Below are 19,227 nucleotides of genomic sequence, written 5' to 3'. Positions count from 1 at the left end.
GCGCTCAGATAGCAGCCCCGCACACACGTGGGGCGGGTCGCCGATCACGTAGGCCCCGCACAGGCGAGGCGCTTCCGCCGATCAAACACTCCTGTCCACATAGGCGGCCAACGCCCGTACCCGCTCCGCGTGCTCGTCGTGTCCGACGATCACCGGCGGCTCGTTGTACGGCATGGCGTCCGACGAACGCCTGAGCTTGATGTACTGCCCACAGGCGTCGATCGCGTACGGCTCCATGTCGTCCTGGAGCGCCCCGATCACCGTGATCCCGTACGTCTCGCCGATCCGGCGGAACAGCGCCACCGCCTCCCGCCGGTGCTCCTTGCCCAGGTTGCGGCCCAGTTCGTCGAGCACCAGGCACAGATGCCCGCCGCCGGACGACGCGATCGCCGCCGCGCACACCAGCTTGACCGCCTTCTCGTCCATGAGCGCGGTGTTGGCCCGCCGGTTGTACGGGACGTAGCCCTGGCCCTCGCCACGCCGCCACTTCGGGGTGACGCGCCATTGCCAGCGCTGTTCGGGGTCCGCGGGCGCCGGTGGCACCGGGAACTCCAGCGTCGCCCCATAACCTCCGTACGACGTGTCGAGCTGCTCGAACTCTTCCGCCACCCGCGTGAGCCTGGACTTGATCGCCGCCGTCAGCGCCGCCCGATGCACGGCCGTCGAGCTGGCCGCCTCCTCCGCGCCCTTGTCGGCGGCGGCCAGGTCGCGCTGCCGCGACACGACCTGCGCCTCGATCTGGCGGCGCTGATGCTTCTCGTACTCCTCCTGCCCGCGCAGATAGGAGGCCAGCGAGCCGCACACCGCCGTGAACGTCGCCTGCTCCCTCGCCGTGCTCCCCCCACGCTCGGACAGCAGGAACCGCAGCTCCTCCGGGATCTCCGCGTCCTCCTCGGGGAACGTGTCACGCAGCGCCTGATCGAAATGGCGTTCGGCCATGCGCCACCATTCCTCGGCGGTACGCGATCGTTCGTCCTCGGGCAGCGCCTTCAGCCACTCACGCGCCCCCTCGGCGGTGCCGCCCCAGTCGGCGGTCAGCGCCTCGACCTTGAGCGCCTCCCGCTCGCCGCTCACCCTGGTCTCGTCCTGACGCGACCGGGCCCGCTCGCCCTCGTGCCGCTGCCGCCGCCCCTCCAGGCGTTCGATCTCCATGTCCTTCGTACGGGCCCGGAAGTCGAGCGCGCCCGCCTGCCGCTCGGCCTCCGCCACCGCGGGCGCCAGCTCCTCCAGCGCCGCCGTCAGCTCGCCCAGCCGCGCCCGCCGCCCGGCCAGCTTCGTCTCCAGCTCGGTGAGCCGCACACCCGCTTCGGCCCCCTCCAGCCGCCGCTGACCCTCCGCGACGCCTTCCTCCCCATCTCGTACGGCCTGCGCAGCCGTCTCCTGGATGTCCCTGGCCCGGTTGAGCCGGTGCTCGGCGGCCTTGATCCGCGCCTCCCGGCCGGTCGCCTCCCCGTCGAACGCCCCCACCACGCTCACCCCGGCAGCGCTCACCAGCACCGACCCGGGCAGACCGGCCAGCGCGGCCACCGCGGCCTCAAGCTGACCGGCGTCGACGATCACCGCATGCTCATGCGGCCAACCCCGCAACTCCTCCAGCCCAAGCCCGCTCGCTCCGTTGGCCCCGACCGGTCCGCTCGGCTCAATCGCCCCAAGCTCACTTGCTTCGACCGCTCCTCGGGCGCCCTCGTGAGGCGCTTTACCAGCGGATCCGTTCTCGGGGCCGTGGGTGCGGGCGTAGTCGCGCGCCTGCTCGGCCACGTCCAGCGCGTCCAGGAGGCCGGTCGCCCCGACGCCGGCCGCGGCGAGCGCGTTGAGCTGCGCCGCGGCCGGACCGCCCTCGGCGTCGTCCAGCGCCGCCTGGGCGGAGGCCACCTCGCGATCGGCCACCCCCAGCGCCTTCAGTGCCTCGTTGAGCCGCAGCCGCGCCTCCCGCAGCTCCCGCTCGGCCGTGGGCACATCACGGCCGTCGGCGAACCTGCGCGTCTCCTCCAGCGCCGGAATCAGGCCGCGCAACTCGTCGGCGGAGTTCTCCGCCACGGCCCGGTCGGCGTCGAGCTTGGCGGCCCGCGCCTGCATCACGGCCAGCTCCTTGCGCGCCTCCGCCACCCGCCGGTCGAGCGTGTCGTCCTTCAGCGTGGCGATCTCGGCCTTCACCATGGAGATCGCCTCGGCCGCCGCCTCACCCGCGCCCCGGTGCCGTTCGAGCTCGGCCACCAGCAGCTCGTCCTTGGCCGCCGCGTCGTCCAGCTTGCGAGCCTGCCGCCCACGCCAGCAGCGCAGCGCGTCGGCCAGCCGGATCCGCGCTTGATCGCGCCGGTCGAACGTGGTCAGCAACGCCCTCGACTCCGCCTCGAACTCGGCCAGCCGATCACCCGCCTGCGCCGCCCGCACCCGCTTGGCGTGCTCGTCCCTGCGGGCCTCACGCTCCTGCTCAAGCTCGGCGTCGAGCCCGGTGAGGGCCGCGATGGCCTCGAACACGCGCTCCGGCGAGATCTCGTTGAGCGGCTGGGAGAGCAGGTTGGTGGCGACCTTGCTCCGGACCGAGGTCGACAGGAACGACACGCAGCGGATGCGGTCGCCGTACAGCACCTTGGTCAGGTCGCGGGCCACCACGTCGCGGCGCCCGGCGGACTTGGGCAGCGTCGCCCACATCTCGTCGGCGCGCACCACGCGCTCGGCCTCGGATGCCGCGGAGGCCAGGTGTACGCCGTCACGCCAGCGGATCTCCAGGTGGGGTGCCTCCTGGTTGACCTTGAGCCACACGGTGACGGCCCCGCCGGACGTGTCGGGCACGGCGAACAGCTCACCGCTCTCGGGGCCGGACTCCGCGGCTTCCGGCCCCGCGCCGAGTCGGGGAGACCCGGCCCCGGGAGCCGCGGAGCCGGGGGAAACCGAGGCCAGCGCCTCGACGAGGTCGGTCGGCACCGCCTCCGCAGGGGTCGTGGGCTGTTCGGTGGGGTGCGACGGGAGGTCGAAGGAGGCGCCCGGCGGGCCGAAGACACCGACGATGTAGCCGTGGTCGGCGCTGGCCCACTGGCGGGCCCCGGCGCCGCTGGCCAGTTCGGCGTTGAACAGCAGCTCCGACACCGCCTTGGCGCCCGAGGCGAAACGCCACTGCTCGTCACCCAGCAGCGCCGTGATCGACGCGATGAACGACGACTTGCCCGCACCGTTGGAGTCCTTGGGCCCGGCGCCCGCGACGACGATGAGCGTGCCGGGGACGGTCGGCACCGGATGGGTCGAGAGCCGTGAGATGTTGACCGCCTGCATGGCGATCAGCACCCGGTCCCCGACGACGTTCTCCACCTGCGCCACCTGTGACCCCCGTAGCCCTTCCGTTTCTCCGCGCCGTCCCCGGCTGGGGTTGGTGCTTGTTGCTTGCATTGCGCCGCCCCTGGTGGGGGCTGACGTTCGTGGCCTGTGCCGCGTCGCCCCCGGCAGGGGCCCACCCTCGTTGCCTGCCAGGTCCGGGCGGCTACCCGGCCGATCTTCGAGCTCGTACGGCCGCGGCCAGCGGGCTGTGCGGTCCGGCCGCCAGGATCAGCTCCTCCTGCAGCCGTCGCCGCGCCGCCGGAGTGAGCCGGTGGAACTGCGGCCCCGGCGCGTAGCCGCCCGCCTCCTCGCCCGCTTTCACCTGCGTCAGCAGCCCGGCGTGTCGCAGCACCCGCAGCGCCGCCTCCAGCTCGCCGATCGGTAGCTGGGTGTGGCGGCGCAGCTCATCGACTGGAGTGGGATGCGGCGACAGCCAGGTGTCGTCGGGCAGCAGCCCCTCCGCTCGCGGGATCGCCACCGAATGCACCAGCACCAGCGTCAACACCGCCCGCTCACTCTCACCAAGCCCCGACGCGGCCCCTGACCCGACCACAGACTCCGGGGCGAGTTCGTCGCGGTAGACGTCGTCGTAGCCGGAGGTCCATCGCTCGCGGTGCTGGATCAGTGTCCGGCCGCGCCGGGCGAGCATCTCGCCCAGCGTGTGACGGAGCGCGGGGTCGCGGAGCCCGCCGAACCTGGCCTCCAGCACCGGCTCGGCCCCATGCTCCACCGCCATGAACGCCGCCACCAACTCGGCCCGCCGCCGCTCGTCATAACCGCCCAGCAGATCGTCGAACTCCGCCTCGCCCCCCTCGACCCGACCCGCCGACATCGCGGGATCCGCCGTTCGCATAGGCTCTTCCGCGGTCGCCACCGATGGCTCTTCCGTGCTGGCCGTCACCGGCGGTCTTTCCGCGGCCGCCACCGACAACTGATCTGTGTCGGTCGTCGGCGAGGCTTCTTCCGCGGCTGCAGAAGAGGGCTCTTCTATGGCGGCTGCCACGATGTCGGCGTCCGCCACCACCTTGAGGTCGCGGTGTTCCGGCACGGGGATGCGCCGGACCAGTTCCTTGAGCTGGGCGTGCGACTCGACCGGCCACAGGGCACAGCGGGGGCCCAGCGAGACCACGCCGTCGGACATGACGATCCACGCCGAGTCGTGCAACCGGCGCAGTGCCCCGACGGCCCAGTTACGCATCAGGTCGTCGGAGCGGCCGATCAACGCCCGGTAGGTGTCGAGGATCAGCTCAGCCGGCGCCGGAGTGCCCGGCCATGGATCGACGGACAGGTCGCTCCAGCAGCACTTGAGCGTCGCCGCCAGCACCCGCCGGGTCTCGCCCGCGCGCTCGACCGGGACCGGGGGCACCTGGTATTCGTCGAGGAGCGAAGGGGTGGCCGAATCGGGCCACACGGGCAGTGCCTGACCGGTGGAGTCGGGGCGCGTGAGCCGTACCATTCCGGGAGGCGCGGCGACACCGGCCCCCAGCCGCAGTGGCCCGCCCGACCGCGCTCGCGCGTGAGCGACCGCGCCGTCGCCCAGCGGGCGACGAGCACCGGCACCCGCCGAAGCGCGGCCCGCATCAACACCGCCCGAAGAGCGGCCCGCATCATCAGACGCCGCAGATTGACGAGTGCCGCTCATGAGATGCGCTCCAGGTAGCCGTGCGACAGCCAGGCCGGTTCTTCCCCTGGCGAGATCGTGAGATCGTCGGCCCACACCAGCCGATAAGGCAGCTCCGGCCGCAGATCGACCGTCGTCAGATCGGCCAGCAGCCGCCGCGCCGACGGCCAGTCGGACCGCAGCACGCCGGCCAGCGCCACCCGCGACGACGACCCCAGCAGCGACTCCGCCACCTCGGTCAGCCGCTCGATCGCCGCGCTCGGTGAGGAGCCGAGCGAGTCCTCCGGGCCTTGGTCGGGAAGAGTGGAGCGCGGGGGAGTGGGCTGGGCCGGGGCAGGGCGGGGCGCCTCGTCGACCGCGCGGGCGATCGCCGCCGGGTCGTGCCAGGGCGCCGGAGCGTCGAACACGAAGCCGTCGAGCACCGCCGCGAGCCGCTCGCGCGAAGCGGTCTGCGAGAACGTGCGCCACGTCTCGGTGGGCAGCAGGGTCAGGTTGCGGGTCGTGCCCGCCGAGTCGGCCAGGCGTCCCGCCGCCCGCCGGGAGGCGTCGCTGTAGGCGTAGATGGCCGCCCGCAGGTCGGTGCAGACCCGGTCGAGCACCGGCCAGCGGGTCAGGATCGTGCCGTGCAGGCTCTGTGCCCGGCGCGCGATCTCCTCGGTCCCCCACAGCTTGGGCGCCTGCTCGCGCAGCTCCTCGATCGTGCCGGTGGTGAGCGTGATCAGCTCCAGCGCCCACAGCCGGAACGCCCTGGCCAGGTTGGCGGCGCTCTGCCTGGCCTCCTCCATGGTGGTGCGCGGGTCGGCGACGTTGAGGTCTTCGAGCGCGAGCAGCCGGTGCATCTCGGACTGGCCGCCGTCGTCCATCATCCGCCTGATGAACATCAGCCCGACCACGCTGGTGAACGACGCCCGATAACGCAACTGGTTGGGCTTGGGGAACACCTCGCGGATCGCGCCCAGCCCCTTGAGCACGCGCAGCCGGTTGTCGAACTGGTCGCCGGGGTAGGCGCGGCAGGCGAAGCGCATCTGCTCGTGCGTCAGCCACTCCTCGCCCGCCTCCGCGAACGCCGCGAACAGCGTCTCGGCGATGTCGACCAGGGCCGGGTCGTCGACGACCGCGCCGCTGTCGCGGGCCAGCGCCGCGAACATCCGGCGGTAGGTCGACAGCACCGCCTCCTCCGAGAGCGCGGCGTCGAGAGTCAAGAGCTGTTCGGGCACGGGCACTAAGGTACGGCTTCCGACCGACAATCTTGGCCTGACCTGACGCGCTTACCTGCGGGTAGTCAGGGCCGCACGCTAGTGTGCTTCAGGGTAATACGGGGGCAAACGTTAAGTAATCGTACGTACGGGGTGAGTGACGCATTGCGTATCCACGTACTGCGTGGAGACCGCGCTACGGCCGTGATCGCCGGTGTGGTGGCCGCGATCCTGGTAGCCGTGGCGGCCGTCTTCGGCGTGGGCGTCTCCAGCGCCAATCCCAAACTGGCCGACGTCGGCGCCTGGCTCTGGACCAAGGCCCGAGGTAAGATCGTGCACGTCAACGGCCTGTCCGGCGAGGTCGACGGCTATCTGAACAAGAAGTCGGCCACGCAGCTGCGCGTCGTTCAGGACGGCTCGAACGTGCTGCTCGTCGACGACGGCAGCGGCTACGTCAGCCGGATCGAGCCCAGCCAGCTCAGCGTCGCGCAGACCCGTAACTTCGGTACGGCCGGACTGCAGATCGTCGTCTCGGGCGACGCCGGGTACGCCGTGGATCCGGCGGGCAAGGTTCAGCCGATCGACCCCGCCACACTCAACTCGGTCGGTGCGCCGCTGTCGCTGCCGGGCCCGCTCGGCTCGGCCCGGATCGACGGCGGCGGGCGGCTCTGGGTGCCGGTGACCGCGAAAGGCGAGGTCGTACCGGTGACCAAGGGCGTCGCCGCGACCGCCCTCAAGGTCGGCGAACCGGGCGAGGAGCTGGCCGTCACGATCGCGGGCGGTCTGCCGGTGATCGTCAACACCCGCGCCGCGACCGCCACGGTCGTCGGCGCCGACGGCGGAGTCGGCGAGATCACACTGCCCAAGGAGGTCGCCCAGGCCGCCAAGGGCGGCGTGCTGGCGCCGGCCTCGACCGAGGGCTCACTGGTGCCGCTGCTCACGCCCGGCGACTCCGGGCTCCTCGTGGTGGTCGACACGGCGTCGAACTCGGTGCTCAACACCAAGTTCGCGGTGAAGGACCCGGCCGCGCTCGGCGTGCCGCAGGTGCTCGGCTCGAAGGTGTACGTCCCGGACCGCAGTACGGGCGGCCTGATCGTGTGGGACAGCGCGGCGGGCGGCCGGCCCACCACGCTCCAGGTGGCTCAGGGGCCCGGTCAGGTCGACGTGTTCGTCAAGGACGGCCTGCTCTGGGCGAACGACGAGGACGGCGACAAGGCCGTCGTCATCGACACCGAAGGTCGCAAGCACGACGTCGACAAGGACGACTCGGACGTACCAGGACCCACCAACACGCCCAAGCCCAAGCAGACCCCGCGGCCCGACCCGACGAACACCGACACCCGGCCCGACCCGACCAGGACGGCGGAACCGACCAGGACGGCCGACCCGCGCCCGACGCAGACGGACGCCCCCGAGCCATCCCACAAGCCCACCAAGACGCCGACACCAACGCCGACACCAACGCCGACACCAACGCCGACACCAACGCCCAGCGCGCCCACCAAACCGGGCGCCGTCAGCGCCAAGTCGGGCCCCGGTCACGTCAGCGTGAACTTCAGCCCGTCCAGCGGCGGCAAGGTCGACCGGTACACGCTCAAGGTGTCCGGCGGCGACGGCAGGACCACGCCGCAGTCGGTGGACGGCGACGGGCCGTTCCAGTTCGAGTTCTCCGGGGGGAGCTGTGACGGCGAGTACACCTTCACGGTCGTCGCCCACTGGTCCGGCGGCGAGGTCGAGTCGGAGCCCAGCGCCGGGGTCAAGCCCTGTGTGGCCCCCGGCAAGCCGGCCAACTTCGCGGCCAAGCCCAAGAACCGCGGCGCCGAGCTGACCTGGGACGCCCCGGCGAACGGCGCCGAAGGCGTCACGTACGTGCTCTCCGGCGCGGCTGCCAATGACAGCATCAAGGGCACGTCGTTCACCGCCGAAGGGCTCAAGAACAACCAGAAGCACGAGTTCACGCTCAAGGCCAAGAACGACGCGGGGGAGAGCCAGGACGCCGCCACGACCGACGTGGACCTGGCCTATCCGAAACAGCAGTACCAGAACGTCAGCAACAACGACACCAACACGCTCATCCGCCCCGGTCCGTCGACCGGCGGCACTGAGACGGGGAAGATCCCGCAGGGGCAGTACATCACGCTGACGGTGATCTGCCAGGTCAAGGGCGCGGCCTACACCGACAGGTCCACCGGCAAGTCCAGCGACATCTGGAACCGGATCGAGTCGTCAGCGGGCAACGGCTACCTCAACGACACACTGGTGGCCACACCGGACGGGGGCGGGTTCCCGGAGGCTCCGCTCTACGAATGCACCGACTGAGATAGGGGAACCTCAGTTGTACAACGAGCAGACGCAGCAACCGCAACAGCTGGCGGCACAGTTCGCCCAGCGCTTCCAGATGCTGGCCCAGAACATCGAGCGCATCATCCGCGGCAAGCACGAAGCCATCGAGCTGGCCCTGATCTGCCTGTTCTCCGAGGGTCACCTGCTGATCGAGGACGTGCCCGGCACCGGCAAGACCACGCTGGCCAGGTCCATCGCGGCCAGTGTCGACGCCGAGTGGCGGCGCATCCAGTTCACGCCCGACCTGTTGCCCAGCGACATCACCGGCGTGTCCATCTTCAATCAGGCGCACCAGAAGTTCGAGTTCCACCAGGGCCCGGTGTTCGCCAACATCGTGCTCGCCGACGAGATCAACCGCGCCTCGCCGAAGACGCAGTCCGCGCTGCTGGAGGTCATGGAGGAGCGCCGGGTCACGGTCGACGCCGAGCCGCACCCCGTACCCAGGCCGTTCCTGGTGGTCGCCACGCAGAACCCGGTCGACATGGACGGCACGTACCCGCTGCCGGAGGCGCAGCTCGACCGGTTCCTCATGCAGATCTCCGTCGGCTATCCCGACCACGTGTCGGAGGTCGAGGTGCTCAAGGGCATGCCCACCGGACCACAGGTCGAACGGCTGCCCGTGGTGGCCCGCGCGTCGGACGTGGCCGGGATGATCGACTTCGCCACCCGCATCCACGTCGCCGACCCCGTCTACGACTACATCGTCGCCCTCTGCGCCGCCACGCGCACCAACCCCAACCTGCGGCTCGGCGCCTCCCCGCGCGGCAGCCTCGCGCTGCTGCGGGCCGCCCGCGTCAAGGCCGCCGCCGCCGGACGCCACTATGTCGTGCCGGAGGACGTCAAGGCCCTGGCCGTCCCGGTGATCGCGCACCGGCTGATCCTCACCCCCGAGGCCGAACTACGCGAGGTCACCGCGGCGAACGTGCTCGGCGAGCTCCTCGCCGGGATGCCGGTGCCGCAGGCGGCCTAGGTGCTGACACCGCTGGGCTGGGGCACGCTCGCCGGTTCGGCGATCCTGTACGCGGCGGGGTTCGGGCTCGGCTACCCCGAACCCGTCGTGCTGGCCACCGGCGGGCTGCTCGCGCTCACCGCCGCCCTCGCCTGGACCGCCCCCAGCCCGAAGCTGGAGGTGCACCGCGAGGTCACGCCGCTCAAGGTGGCGCGCGGTGACGCGGCCGTCGCGGTCCTTCACGTACGCAATCTCGGCCGCCGGGGCCTGTCGGGGCTGCGCGCGCAGGACCGGATCGGTACGGCCGAGCACACGGTCGACCTGCCCCGCCTGCCCAGACGCGCCGCCAGGACGGTGTCGTACCCGCTGCCCACCGGCGTGCGCGGCGAGATCCCCGTCGGCCCGCTCCAGCTCGTCCGCGCCGACCCGCTCGGCCTCACCCGCAGGATCAGGCAGTACGGCCAGGCGGCCACGCTCCTGGTCCGCCCCCGCACGGTCGCGCTGCCGGTGCCCCCGTCGGGCCGGGCCCACCACCTGGAGGGCCCCACCAGCGACAACGCGCCCAGCGGCACGGTCACCTTCCACACCCTGCGCGAGTACGTCGTCGGCGACGACCTGCGCCACATCCACTGGAAGTCCAGCGCGCGCACCGGCACGCTCATGGTGCGCCAGCTCATCGACGCCAGCCTGCCCACCACGACGGTCGTCCTCGACACCCGCGACCTCACCGAACTGGCCGTGGACGCCGCCGCCTCGGCCGCCGTCGCCGCCGCCAGGTCCGGCTTCCCGGTGCGGGTGCTCACAGGCGAGGGCCCTCTCGCTGAGACCAAGTCCGATCCCGAGCTCGTGCTGGACCGCCTCGCCCTTGTCGGGTCCGCCGGTACGGCCGGCATCGGTGAGGCGGTGCGACTGGCCCGGGGCGGCTCGTTGGTCGTGGTCACCGGAGACCCCGCCGAGGCCGCTCGGGCTTCGGGGGCACGGCGGCGGTTCGACCGGATCATCTGCGTGTATCTCGGCACAGGTCCGCTCAGCGCCCCCGGCGTGACGGTCGTCCCCATCGCGGAACTGGCCACGCTACCGCTGGCCTGGGGCACACGATGAAGCGCCGCCGAGCAGAGCCCGGCGACGGCCCTCAGCCGGGCCCTGGCCCGACCCCGGCCTCCCCACCTCCGCCGCCTCTGCCGCTGCCTTCGATGCCGGCGCCGCCTTCATCGGCCGCGCCTTGGACGCCCGCGTCAATGGCGCCCCCGTCGGCCATGCCGCCCATGCCCGCAGCACCCACGATGGCGTCATCTCCGATGGGGCCCCCGCAGATGGGTCTCCCGTCGGCGACGCCACCGACGCCACCGACGTCGGCGACGTCGGCGCAGTCCCGGATGCCCGTACCCCCGCGGACCGCTGCCTCTCCGGCCGGTGGGGCACGACGTGACGGTGGCCCCGTATGGCGGCGGCTCGCGGGGTTGGTCGTCGTGGCCGCCGTCACCGGGGTCGGTGGGTGGGGGTTCCATCGGGTCTTTCCCGGCACCGAACTGCTTCTGGCCGTCGTGCCGGCCGCGACCGTGCCCGCCGTCGTGGCCGCGCTCATCTGGCGGCGGCCCCTCTGGCTGGCGCTGGTGCTCAACCTGGTCCTGTGGTTCGCGGGGACCGTACCGCTGTACAAGGGCGTCGCCCCCGGCCTGCTCGCGGACCTGGCCGACTCGTGGCGGGCGCTGCTCACCACGCTCCTCCCCGCCCAGCCGGAGCCGCGGCTGCTCATCCTCGTGCACACGCTCGTCTGGGCCGCCGCCGTGGTTGCCGCCGAGACACTGACCCGCACCAGGACCCGCCTCAACGCCGCGCTGCCCGCGCTCGTCGTGTACGGGGTGGCGCTCCTGTTCGGCGTGGACGGCGAAGGCTCGAACCTGCCCTTGGCCGCGGCGATCGTGGTGCTCATGGCGGCCCTGGCTCTGATCCGGGACGACCGCTCGCCGCTGTGGCTGCTCGCGGGCATCCCGGCCGCCGCCGCGCTGGCCGCCGTCGCCCTGGTCGCCGGGCCGCTGCTGCCCATCGCCGCCGAGCCGTACAACCCGAGGGACGACGCCGAGCTCCCACCCCCGATGCGCGTCGACAGCGTCAGCCCGCTCGATCGCGTGTCGGCCTGGCTGCAGCTCCCCGACCGGGACCTGTTCACCGTCAAGGCGGCCAAGCCGCTCAACTGGCGGCTGGCCGTACTCGATCGCTATGACGGCGTCCGCTGGACGTCCGGCGCCCGCTTCCAGCCGACGGGCGGCCGGGTGCCCGCGGGGGACTGGACGGGCAAGGCGCAGACCGTACGCCAGACGATCACGTTCAGCGGCCTGCCCGGCACGTGGCTGCCCGGCGCGGAACGTCCCGTCGAGGTCGACGGCGTGCGCGGGCTGGCGGTGGATCCGGGGAGCGGGGCGCTGCTGGCCGCGAGCAGGCCGGACAAGGGGTTCACGTACGAGGTGACGTCGCGGGTGGCGGAGCCGTCCAAGGCCGACCTGCTCGCGGCCACGCCGGTCGGTGATCCCGCGCTGACCGCGTTCCCGGCCGGGCCTCAGGAGGCGCTGTTCCGCAAGCTCGCCCAGCAGGCCACCAAGGGCGCGGACGTGCCGATCAAGCAGGCGTACCGGCTGCAGAACTACCTGCGCACCAACGCCACGTACGACGTCACCGCGCCGCCGGGGCACTCGCTCAAGGGCCTGGAGTTCTTCCTGGAGACCACGCACAGGGGGACGTCGGAACAGTTCGCGTCGACGTTCGCGCTCATGGCCAGGACGCTCGGGCTGCCGTCGAGGGTGGTGGTCGGGTTCCGGCCGGGGCAGGCGTCCGGCGGGGTTTATCACGTTAAATCGGGCCACGTCATGGCGTGGGCGGAGATCAAGTTCGACCGGCTCGGCTGGCGGCCGTTCTACCCCACGCCCGGCCGTGGCGGCGCGAAGGACGACCACGACGTGGTGTCCTCCGCGATCAAGGAGAGCGAGGAGTTGGAGGGCGAGTTCACCCAGGGCACCGTGAACAAGCCGAAGCCCGGCCAGAAGACAACGGAGGGGGACAAGCCCTCCGCTGGGCCGACGCTGTGGGTGATCGTCCCGGCGGTGGGTGCAGGGATCCTGGTGGTGTACGCGGGCACGGCGATGGTGCTGCCGTGGTGGCGCAGGCGGGCGCGCAGGAGAGTGGCGGGTGCGGAGCGGCGCGTGCTCGGCGCCTGGTGGCAGACCTGCGACGACCTCGGCCTGAAGGGGGAGCGGGCACTGACCGCCGAGGACGTGGTGGCCCGGCATCCCGCCGACATATCCGCCCATCTCCGGCCACTCGCCGATATTTCCAACTTCGTCCGCTACGCCCCCGACGCCGTCGCCCACGAGGCCGCCGACGCGGCCTGGCGCCACAGCGACGCCGTCCGCCAGGCCGTACGCGTCAGAACGCCCCTAAAAACCCGCCTCCGCAAGCGACTGCTCCTGCGCTGACAAATCAGCGTCATTTGACCCAAGCGCGATTCCGTGACATTGAAGAGTCTGGGACTGTCACTCCTTCGGGGAATCGAAAAGGGGCAGTGATGCCGAAGCTCTCACGTAGCGACTGGTATGACCTATCACGCGACACCAATTGGACCTTCCGCTATGTCACCGAAGAAGAGGTCTTCCCGGAGGAGTTATCCGGCTCCCATCGGGTTTCCGGTGAGGCATGGACGCGGTGGGACGAACCGTACAAGATCAGCTACCGCGAGTACGTCCACAACCAGGTCACCAAAGACACCGCCACTTACTCGCTGAAGAACGCGATCAGCCGCTCCAAGCTGTTCGACCAACTGGATCCCGGCTGGAAGTCGGTGATTCTCGCGCACTACGGGGCCATCACGATGCCGGAGTACCTGGCCGCCATCGGAGAGGCGCGCATGGCGCGTTTCGGCAGGTCGGCGGCCTGGCGCAACACGGCGACCTTCGGCGCGCTGGACGAGATGCGGCACGGCCAGATCCAGGCGTTCTTCCCGTACGGGCTGCTGGACAAGGAGCCGCGCGCGGACTGGGCGTTGAAGGCGTTCCACACGAACAACTGGGTGGTGCTCGCCGTCCGGCATCTTTTCGACGACATGTTCGTCGCCAACGACGCGGTCTCCATCGCGCTGCAACTTACCTTCACCCTGGAGACGGGCTTCACGAACCTGCAGTTCCTCGGCATGGCGGCCGATGCGATGGATGTCGGCGACCTGGAATTCGGGGCGCTGATCTCCAGTATCCAGACCGATGAGGCGCGCCATTCCCAGCAGGGCGAGCCGACCATCAAGGTGCTCATCGACAACGGGCACAAGGAATGGGGACAGTTTCTGATCGACCACATGTTCTGGCGTTCCTGGAGAGCGTTCGCGGTGCTCACGGGGCTGTCGATGGATTACTACACGCCGCTGGAAAGCCGCCGGATGTCGTTCAAGGAATTCATCGAGGACTGGGTCGTCAAGCAGTTCGCCGAGCAGTTCCGCGACTTCGGCCTGGACTATCCCTGGTACTGGGACCAGTTCATCGACGAACTCACCTGGTACCACCACGCCATCCACCTCGGCGTCTGGAACTACCGGCCCACCGTGTGGTGGAACCCGGACGCGGGTGTCTCCGCCGACGAACGCGAATGGCTGGAGGAGAAGTACCCGGGCTGGAACAGCACGTTCGGCCGCAACTGGGACGTCATCCAGGACAACCTGCGCAGCGGGAACACCGCGGCGACCTTCCCCCAGACGCTGCCGATCACCTGCAACCTCTGCCAGATCCCGATCGTCCGCGCGGCGGGCGTCATGGCGGGCGCGCTCGACTCGGCCGCCCCGCTGCGGCACACCCACAACGGCCGGACGTACCTGTTCTGCTCGGAGCCGTGCAAGTGGATCTTCACCCGACGGCCGGAACGGTTCGCCGGGCACAAGTCGCTCATCGACCGCTTCCTGGCCGGCGACATCGTTCCGCCCGATCTGGCCGGAGCGCTCGCCTACATGGGCCTGTCCGAGGCCGAGCAGGGCCGCGACGCCACCGACTACGCCTGGGCGTTCGGCCCGGCCGCCGAATGAGGGGGATCTGATGGCGTTGCTACCGCTGAGCGCGAATTTCGAGAACGACGTCTTCGCGATGCTCGTCCCCGTCGATGATCAGGACACGGCGCGGGTCGTCGGCCAGAAGATCGCCGAGCTCGCGGTCGGCCACCGGGTGGCGGCCAGGTCGGCCCCGATCCGCGTTCGCCATGAGGGCCGCGTGCTGCCGCCCGAGCAGCGCATCGGCGAGGCGGGGGTGGGGCCGCTCGATCACGTGGAGGCGTTCTTCGATGAATCCTGAGGAGCTGTCCTGGACGGGCGTCTGCACCCTCGACGAGCTGTGGGAGGGCGACATCGCCGAGGTCACGGTGGGGGAGGACCAGGTGCTGCTGGCCCATCTGCCGGGCGGCGAGTTACGGGCCTACCAGGGGATGTGCCCGCATTCGGAGTTCCCGCTGGCCGAAGGCGAGTTCGACGGCGAGGTGCTCACCTGCTCGGGCCACGGGTGGGAGTTCGATCTGACGACCGGCCAGGGGAACAACCCGGACACCTGCCGGCTGTACACCTTCCCGGTCCGCCTGGACGGCGAGCGGATCTACGTAGCCGTGCCGGCCGACGGCAGGCGCCACCACAACCGATGCCGGGGATGAGGAGCACCGTCGTGGCCGATGACCGCGAACAACTGGTGGGACCCGTGGCCAGGGGATTCGATCCCGAGGTCGTGGAGGCGCTGGTGACCGCGCTGGAGAAGGACAATCCAGACAAGGAACTCCGCGTCGAGGACCACGGCGGCTACGTCCGCATCCACGCTCCCCACCTGCTGCGCCTGACCCGCGCCAGCCTGGAGGAAGCCGCGGGGCACCCCTTCCCGCTGGCAGGACTCGAACCCGCGATCGCGAGCTTCGCGGGCCGCATGCGCTACATCGGTGACGACGAACTCGTCTGGTACCTGACCAGGGAGGATTGACCATGGCCACGACCCGGCGGCGTACCTGGAGCCTGTTCGACGGCGAACGCCGCAGACCCACCGAGTACGACATCGTCACCCGTGGCTTCCACTACCACTTCGGCCGCCGACCGGCCCCGTTCGACCTCGACCCCGGCAGCGCGATCAACCAGTGGTACCTGCGGCACCGGGAGGGATCGCCCCTGCAGGCCCCCGACTGGGAGGGTTTCCGCGACCCCGCGCAGCTCAACTACCGGCGCTACATCGCGCTGCAGCACGAACGCGAGATCTATGCCGAGGGCGTCGTCGACAGCTTCGAGGCCGAGGACCACGACGCCCGCCTCGACCCCGCCTGGGTCGCCGTACTCGGCCGCCTGTACCTACCGGCCCGTTTCGCCTTCCACGTCCTGCAGATCACCAGCGAGTACGTAGGCCAGCTCGCCCCGAGCACCGCCATCATGAACGCGGCACTGTTCCAGGGCGCCGACGAACTACGCGCGCTGCAATGGATCGCCTACCGGGCCAAGTCACTGTCACGCACCCACGGAGCCGCACTCGCCGACGGGAGGACGGCCCGCGCCCTCTGGGAGGACGACCCGGCCTGGCAGCCCGCCCGGGAGACCCTGGAGCGGCTCCTGCTCGCCTACGACTGGGGCGAGGCGTTCACCGCGCTCAACCTCGTCGTCAAACCCGCCTTGGACACCCTGCTCAAGCAGTGCTTCGCCGATCTCGCCCTGGCCAACGGCGACGGCCTGACCACGCGACTCCTGCGCGACTCCGGGGCCGACACCGCCCGCAGCCAGGACTGGAGCTCGGCGCTGACCCAGTACGCCATCGCCGCCCGCCCGGAGAACCTGAAAACCCTCACCGAATGGGAGGACACCTGGCGACCCCGTGCGATGGCCGCCGTCGAGGGCCTGGCCACACCGTTCTCCACAGCCCCGAACCCCGCCGACCCCGGCGAGGTGGTGACCGCCGTCAGCGCGGCGGTCGACCGATTCCGCGCGCGCTGAGGCTTGTCGAGCAAGGTTTGCGGGTGCTGCTCGATCCGTCATGGGGACGACGGCAGCACCCGTATCGGAAGAACGCCTCAGTTCACGTACGCCCACAGGTCGTAGGTGTAGAACATCGGGTTCTCGGGCTGGTGGGTGCTGCACCACCAGGTCTGCCAGCGTCCGGTCTCCTGGCCCGATCGGCCGAAGCTGATGCAGACGTCATAGGGCAGGTTGGTGTAGACGACTTGGAGCGTGGACGAGGCGTGCGCTGGCGTGCTCGTGACCAGGGCGGGCGCCAGGGCGGTGACCGCGAGAAGCGACAAGGCGGTGATTCGGCGACGCACCAGTTCTCTCCTCAGGAAGAGCCGGAAATCGCGAAGAGCGATCACCGTGAATTGGACGACAAGGACCGCACCGCCGCAAGATCCGCCCCCTCCCGGCCCCGACGACCAGCGCGAACACGATGAAAGGTTCATCCCGGAGGAGTTCGGCGTTCCGGGAAGATCGAGGGCATGAGAAGCGTCGAAGCCCAGCTGCTGCACCGCCCGCCGGTCCTGAGCGTGGCTGAGATCGTCCGCCACCTGCTCGCCGTACAGGCTCAGGACGTCACCGCCGCCTACCTCGCCTTCCGCGCGCGGTCGGCCACGGTCACGGTGGCGGACGTCGAGGCGGCGTGGCGGGACCGCGAGATCGTCCGCACCTGGGGCCCGCGCGGCACCCTGCACTTCGTCCACACCGATGACCTGCCGTGGATCCACGCGCTCACCCGGAACGCCACGAACACCACCCGCCGCCTCCACCAGGAGGGTGTGACGGGCGACGACCTGCTCCCCCTGATCGACCGCGCCCTCGCGGGCCAGGGCCCACTCACCAAGGCCGAGCTGGCGGAACGGCTGGCGGGAAGGGCGAGCGGCCAGGGCATCGTGCACCTCGTCGCCCTGGCCGCCCACCACGGCCTGGCCGTGCTCGGCCCTGCACGCGGCGGCAAGCCCACGTACGTGCACGCCGCCGACTGGCTCGGCGCCCCCGTCGTCCCCGAACCGGACAGGGACCGCGCGCTGGCGGAACTGGCCCACCGCTACCGTCGCGCCCACCACCCGTCGGCCCCCGAGGACCTGGCCGCCTGGTCGGGCCTGTCCCTGGGCGCCGCCCGCACCGCCTGGTCCCTCGCCGGACCGCCCGCGGGCGTCGATCTTTCCGCGTCCACCCAGCTCGTACGCCTGGCACCCGCCTTCGACGAATACCTGCTGGGCTGGAAGAGCCGGGACCCCATCCTGCCCGCCGAACACTCCCGCAAGGTGTTCCCCGGCGGCGGGATCCTCCGCCCTGTCGTGCTCGTCGACGGGATGATCGCCGGGGTGTGGGGGCGGAAGGGGAGCGAGGTGACGGTGTCCCCGTTCGGCGAGCCGGCGCCGGGGCCGCAACTCGACGCCGAGATCGCGGATGTCCGACGGTTCCTCGGCTGAGCGTGGACCAATCCGTCGCTCATGCCCGCAGTGCAGGACCGGCCACGTCCGCGTAGCGGATGATCTGGGCCGCCAGGACCACCACTGCGGCTAGCGCGGCAGCCGAGCCGAGCAGGACCATGGGAGTGTGTGGGCCCAGCAGCCAAAGCAGGGTGAGAGCGGTCAGCGAGGGCACGCAGAACGCAGCCAGGTCCACCGCCAGTTGTAGCCGCTTGCGAGAGGGGCGAAGTGGATCCTCGCGGTGGTATTTCTCCCACGTGAACAGGTCGATGTCATTGGAGCCGTCGTCGACGAGGCCGGCCAAGCGCGGTCCCAGATGGCCGCGGACGTACCGCCCAATGGCGGTGATCTTGTGATCGTTGGTCACGTAGCCCCAGCCCAGCACCGTGGCGGCCAGCGGTAGCAGCAACAGCAACTCCAGCTGGCCCACGGTCGCGGTGACAGTGCTGATACCGGCGACCGCCGTGAGCGTGGCGTACAGCAACTGGCCGCGCACGCCGATGCGCTGCCGCTCCTCCGCCTTCAGGGCGTCGTATTCATTCAGCATTGCTGATGATTTCGTCATTTATGAAAAGTATCGTCAGTCGTGTAACGATTCGCCAAAGCAGTAGTGAGGATTCCGTCACTCTTGACGGATTCCACTACAGTGAAGGGCGCACCACAGCCCGACAGGAGACAGACAGATGGCCGACGCCGCACCGAGCCGCCTGGACCGGCGTAAGGCGCGCACCCGCGCCGCGCTCATCCACGCGGCCCAGACCTTCATCGCCGACGGCAACACCACCATGGCGATACTGGACCTCACCCAGGCCGCCGACGTCGGCATGGGTTCGTTCTACAACCACTTCTCCAGCAAGGACGAACTCTTGCGAGCCGCCGTGGACGACGCCCTCGACCGCCACGGCGCAGCACTGGACGAACTGACCCGCGACATGAACGACCCCGCCGAAGTCTTCGCCTACAGCTTCCGGCTCACCGGCCGCCTGCACCGCCGCAACCCCCAGCTCAGCAAGGTCCTGCTCAACACCGGCCTCACCATCACCACCTCCCAGCACGGCATCGCCCCACGCGTCCGACGCGACATCCACGCCGCCATCCAAACCGGCCGCTTCACCATCAACGACCCCGAACTCGCCTTCGTCATCGCCACAGGCAGCGCACTATGCCTCGGCCAACTCCTGCACACCCAACCCGACCGCGACGACACCCACGCCACCGACCAGATCACCGAAGACCTCCTACGCACCTTCGGCATCCCCACCGACGAAGCCCACGAAATCTGCCAACGCCCCCTCCCCGACCTCGACCGGCTTCTCCCCGACGCCACCGTGTAGCAGTCCGGTTCCACCGTCACCGCGCACGCCGCCCGTGTCGGCCGGAAC

The 19,227-nt window shown here is 70.7% G+C and carries 16 protein-coding genes; 11 read left to right on the top strand and 5 right to left on the bottom strand.

Annotated features, from left to right (window positions below):
• Nucleotides 1-81 precede the first annotated feature (81 nt).
• The 3 genes from AB0B91_RS01355 to AB0B91_RS01345 form a co-directional block, all read right to left on the bottom strand.
• Nucleotides 82-3,306: a chromosome partitioning protein ParA gene (locus AB0B91_RS01355; protein WP_358313340.1), complete on the bottom strand. Its 3,225-nt coding sequence runs from the start codon at nt 3,304-3,306 to the stop codon at nt 82-84.
• 169 nt (nt 3,307-3,475) lie between these two features.
• Nucleotides 3,476-4,768 (bottom strand): hypothetical protein, encoded by a 1,293-nt coding sequence (locus AB0B91_RS01350; RefSeq protein ID WP_358313337.1) that lies wholly within the window; start codon nt 4,766-4,768, stop codon nt 3,476-3,478.
• A 182-nt stretch (nt 4,769-4,950) separates the two neighbouring features.
• Complete coding sequence (locus AB0B91_RS01345) at nt 4,951-6,150, bottom strand: hypothetical protein (protein ID WP_358313323.1); 1,200 nt, start codon at nt 6,148-6,150, stop codon at nt 4,951-4,953.
• A 132-nt stretch (nt 6,151-6,282) separates the two neighbouring features.
• On the opposite strand from AB0B91_RS01345, the gene AB0B91_RS01340 reads away from it, so the two are divergent.
• The 9 genes from AB0B91_RS01340 to AB0B91_RS01300 all read left to right on the top strand — a co-directional run bounded on the left by AB0B91_RS01340 (nt 6,283) and on the right by AB0B91_RS01300 (nt 16,397).
• A complete protein-coding gene (locus AB0B91_RS01340) occupies nt 6,283-8,448 on the top strand; it encodes a hypothetical protein (protein ID WP_358313321.1) in 2,166 nt (721 codons plus the stop codon).
• A gap of 16 nt (nt 8,449-8,464) precedes the next feature.
• Nucleotides 8,465-9,442: a MoxR family ATPase gene (locus AB0B91_RS01335; protein WP_358313319.1), complete on the top strand. Its 978-nt coding sequence runs from the start codon at nt 8,465-8,467 to the stop codon at nt 9,440-9,442.
• Entirely contained in the window at nt 9,443-10,522 is a 1,080-nt protein-coding gene (locus tag AB0B91_RS01330; RefSeq protein ID WP_358313316.1) for a DUF58 domain-containing protein, read from the top strand.
• 368 nt (nt 10,523-10,890) lie between these two features.
• Nucleotides 10,891-12,891, top strand: coding sequence for a DUF3488 and transglutaminase-like domain-containing protein (locus tag AB0B91_RS01325; protein WP_358313313.1), 2,001 nt, complete (start codon nt 10,891-10,893; stop codon nt 12,889-12,891).
• An 89-nt stretch (nt 12,892-12,980) separates the two neighbouring features.
• The gene (locus tag AB0B91_RS01320) at nt 12,981-14,477 is read left to right on the top strand and encodes an aromatic/alkene/methane monooxygenase hydroxylase/oxygenase subunit alpha (protein ID WP_358313310.1); all 1,497 of its coding nucleotides are present in this window, start codon (nt 12,981-12,983) and stop codon (nt 14,475-14,477) included.
• 10 nt (nt 14,478-14,487) lie between these two features.
• Nucleotides 14,488-14,739, top strand: a complete 252-nt coding sequence (locus tag AB0B91_RS01315) for a toluene-4-monooxygenase system B family protein (protein ID WP_358313307.1) — start codon at nt 14,488-14,490, stop codon at nt 14,737-14,739.
• Nucleotides 14,729-15,088, top strand: coding sequence for a Rieske 2Fe-2S domain-containing protein (locus tag AB0B91_RS01310; RefSeq protein ID WP_358313304.1), 360 nt, complete (start codon nt 14,729-14,731; stop codon nt 15,086-15,088). Before AB0B91_RS01315 ends, AB0B91_RS01310 begins: the two co-directional genes overlap by 11 nt.
• A gap of 11 nt (nt 15,089-15,099) precedes the next feature.
• Complete coding sequence (locus AB0B91_RS01305) at nt 15,100-15,405, top strand: MmoB/DmpM family protein (protein ID WP_358313301.1); 306 nt, start codon at nt 15,100-15,102, stop codon at nt 15,403-15,405.
• A 2-nt stretch (nt 15,406-15,407) separates the two neighbouring features.
• On the top strand, nt 15,408-16,397 hold the full coding sequence (locus AB0B91_RS01300) for an aromatic/alkene monooxygenase hydroxylase subunit beta (RefSeq protein ID WP_358313298.1): 990 nt from the start codon (nt 15,408-15,410) through the stop codon (nt 16,395-16,397).
• A 77-nt stretch (nt 16,398-16,474) separates the two neighbouring features.
• On the opposite strand, the gene AB0B91_RS01295 is transcribed toward AB0B91_RS01300, so the two are convergent.
• Nucleotides 16,475-16,723, bottom strand: coding sequence for a hypothetical protein (locus tag AB0B91_RS01295; protein ID WP_358313295.1), 249 nt, complete (start codon nt 16,721-16,723; stop codon nt 16,475-16,477).
• 168 nt (nt 16,724-16,891) lie between these two features.
• Here AB0B91_RS01295 and AB0B91_RS01290 point away from each other — a divergent pair, with 168 nt between their 5' ends.
• Nucleotides 16,892-17,845, top strand: coding sequence for a winged helix DNA-binding domain-containing protein (locus tag AB0B91_RS01290; protein WP_358313260.1), 954 nt, complete (start codon nt 16,892-16,894; stop codon nt 17,843-17,845).
• A gap of 19 nt (nt 17,846-17,864) precedes the next feature.
• Here AB0B91_RS01290 and AB0B91_RS01285 read toward each other — a convergent pair whose 3' ends face one another.
• Nucleotides 17,865-18,410, bottom strand: coding sequence for a hypothetical protein (locus AB0B91_RS01285; RefSeq protein WP_358313257.1), 546 nt, complete (start codon nt 18,408-18,410; stop codon nt 17,865-17,867).
• A gap of 118 nt (nt 18,411-18,528) precedes the next feature.
• Here AB0B91_RS01285 and AB0B91_RS01280 point away from each other — a divergent pair, with 118 nt between their 5' ends.
• Nucleotides 18,529-19,179, top strand: coding sequence for a TetR/AcrR family transcriptional regulator (locus AB0B91_RS01280; RefSeq protein ID WP_358313253.1), 651 nt, complete (start codon nt 18,529-18,531; stop codon nt 19,177-19,179).
• Nucleotides 19,180-19,227: the final 48 nt, after the last annotated feature.

Source organism: Nonomuraea sp. NPDC049141 (assembly GCF_040648415.1).
In the GTDB taxonomy this organism is placed as follows: Bacteria; Actinomycetota; Actinomycetes; order Streptosporangiales; family Streptosporangiaceae; genus Nonomuraea.
This window is presented reverse-complemented; position numbering and strand designations above follow the sequence as displayed.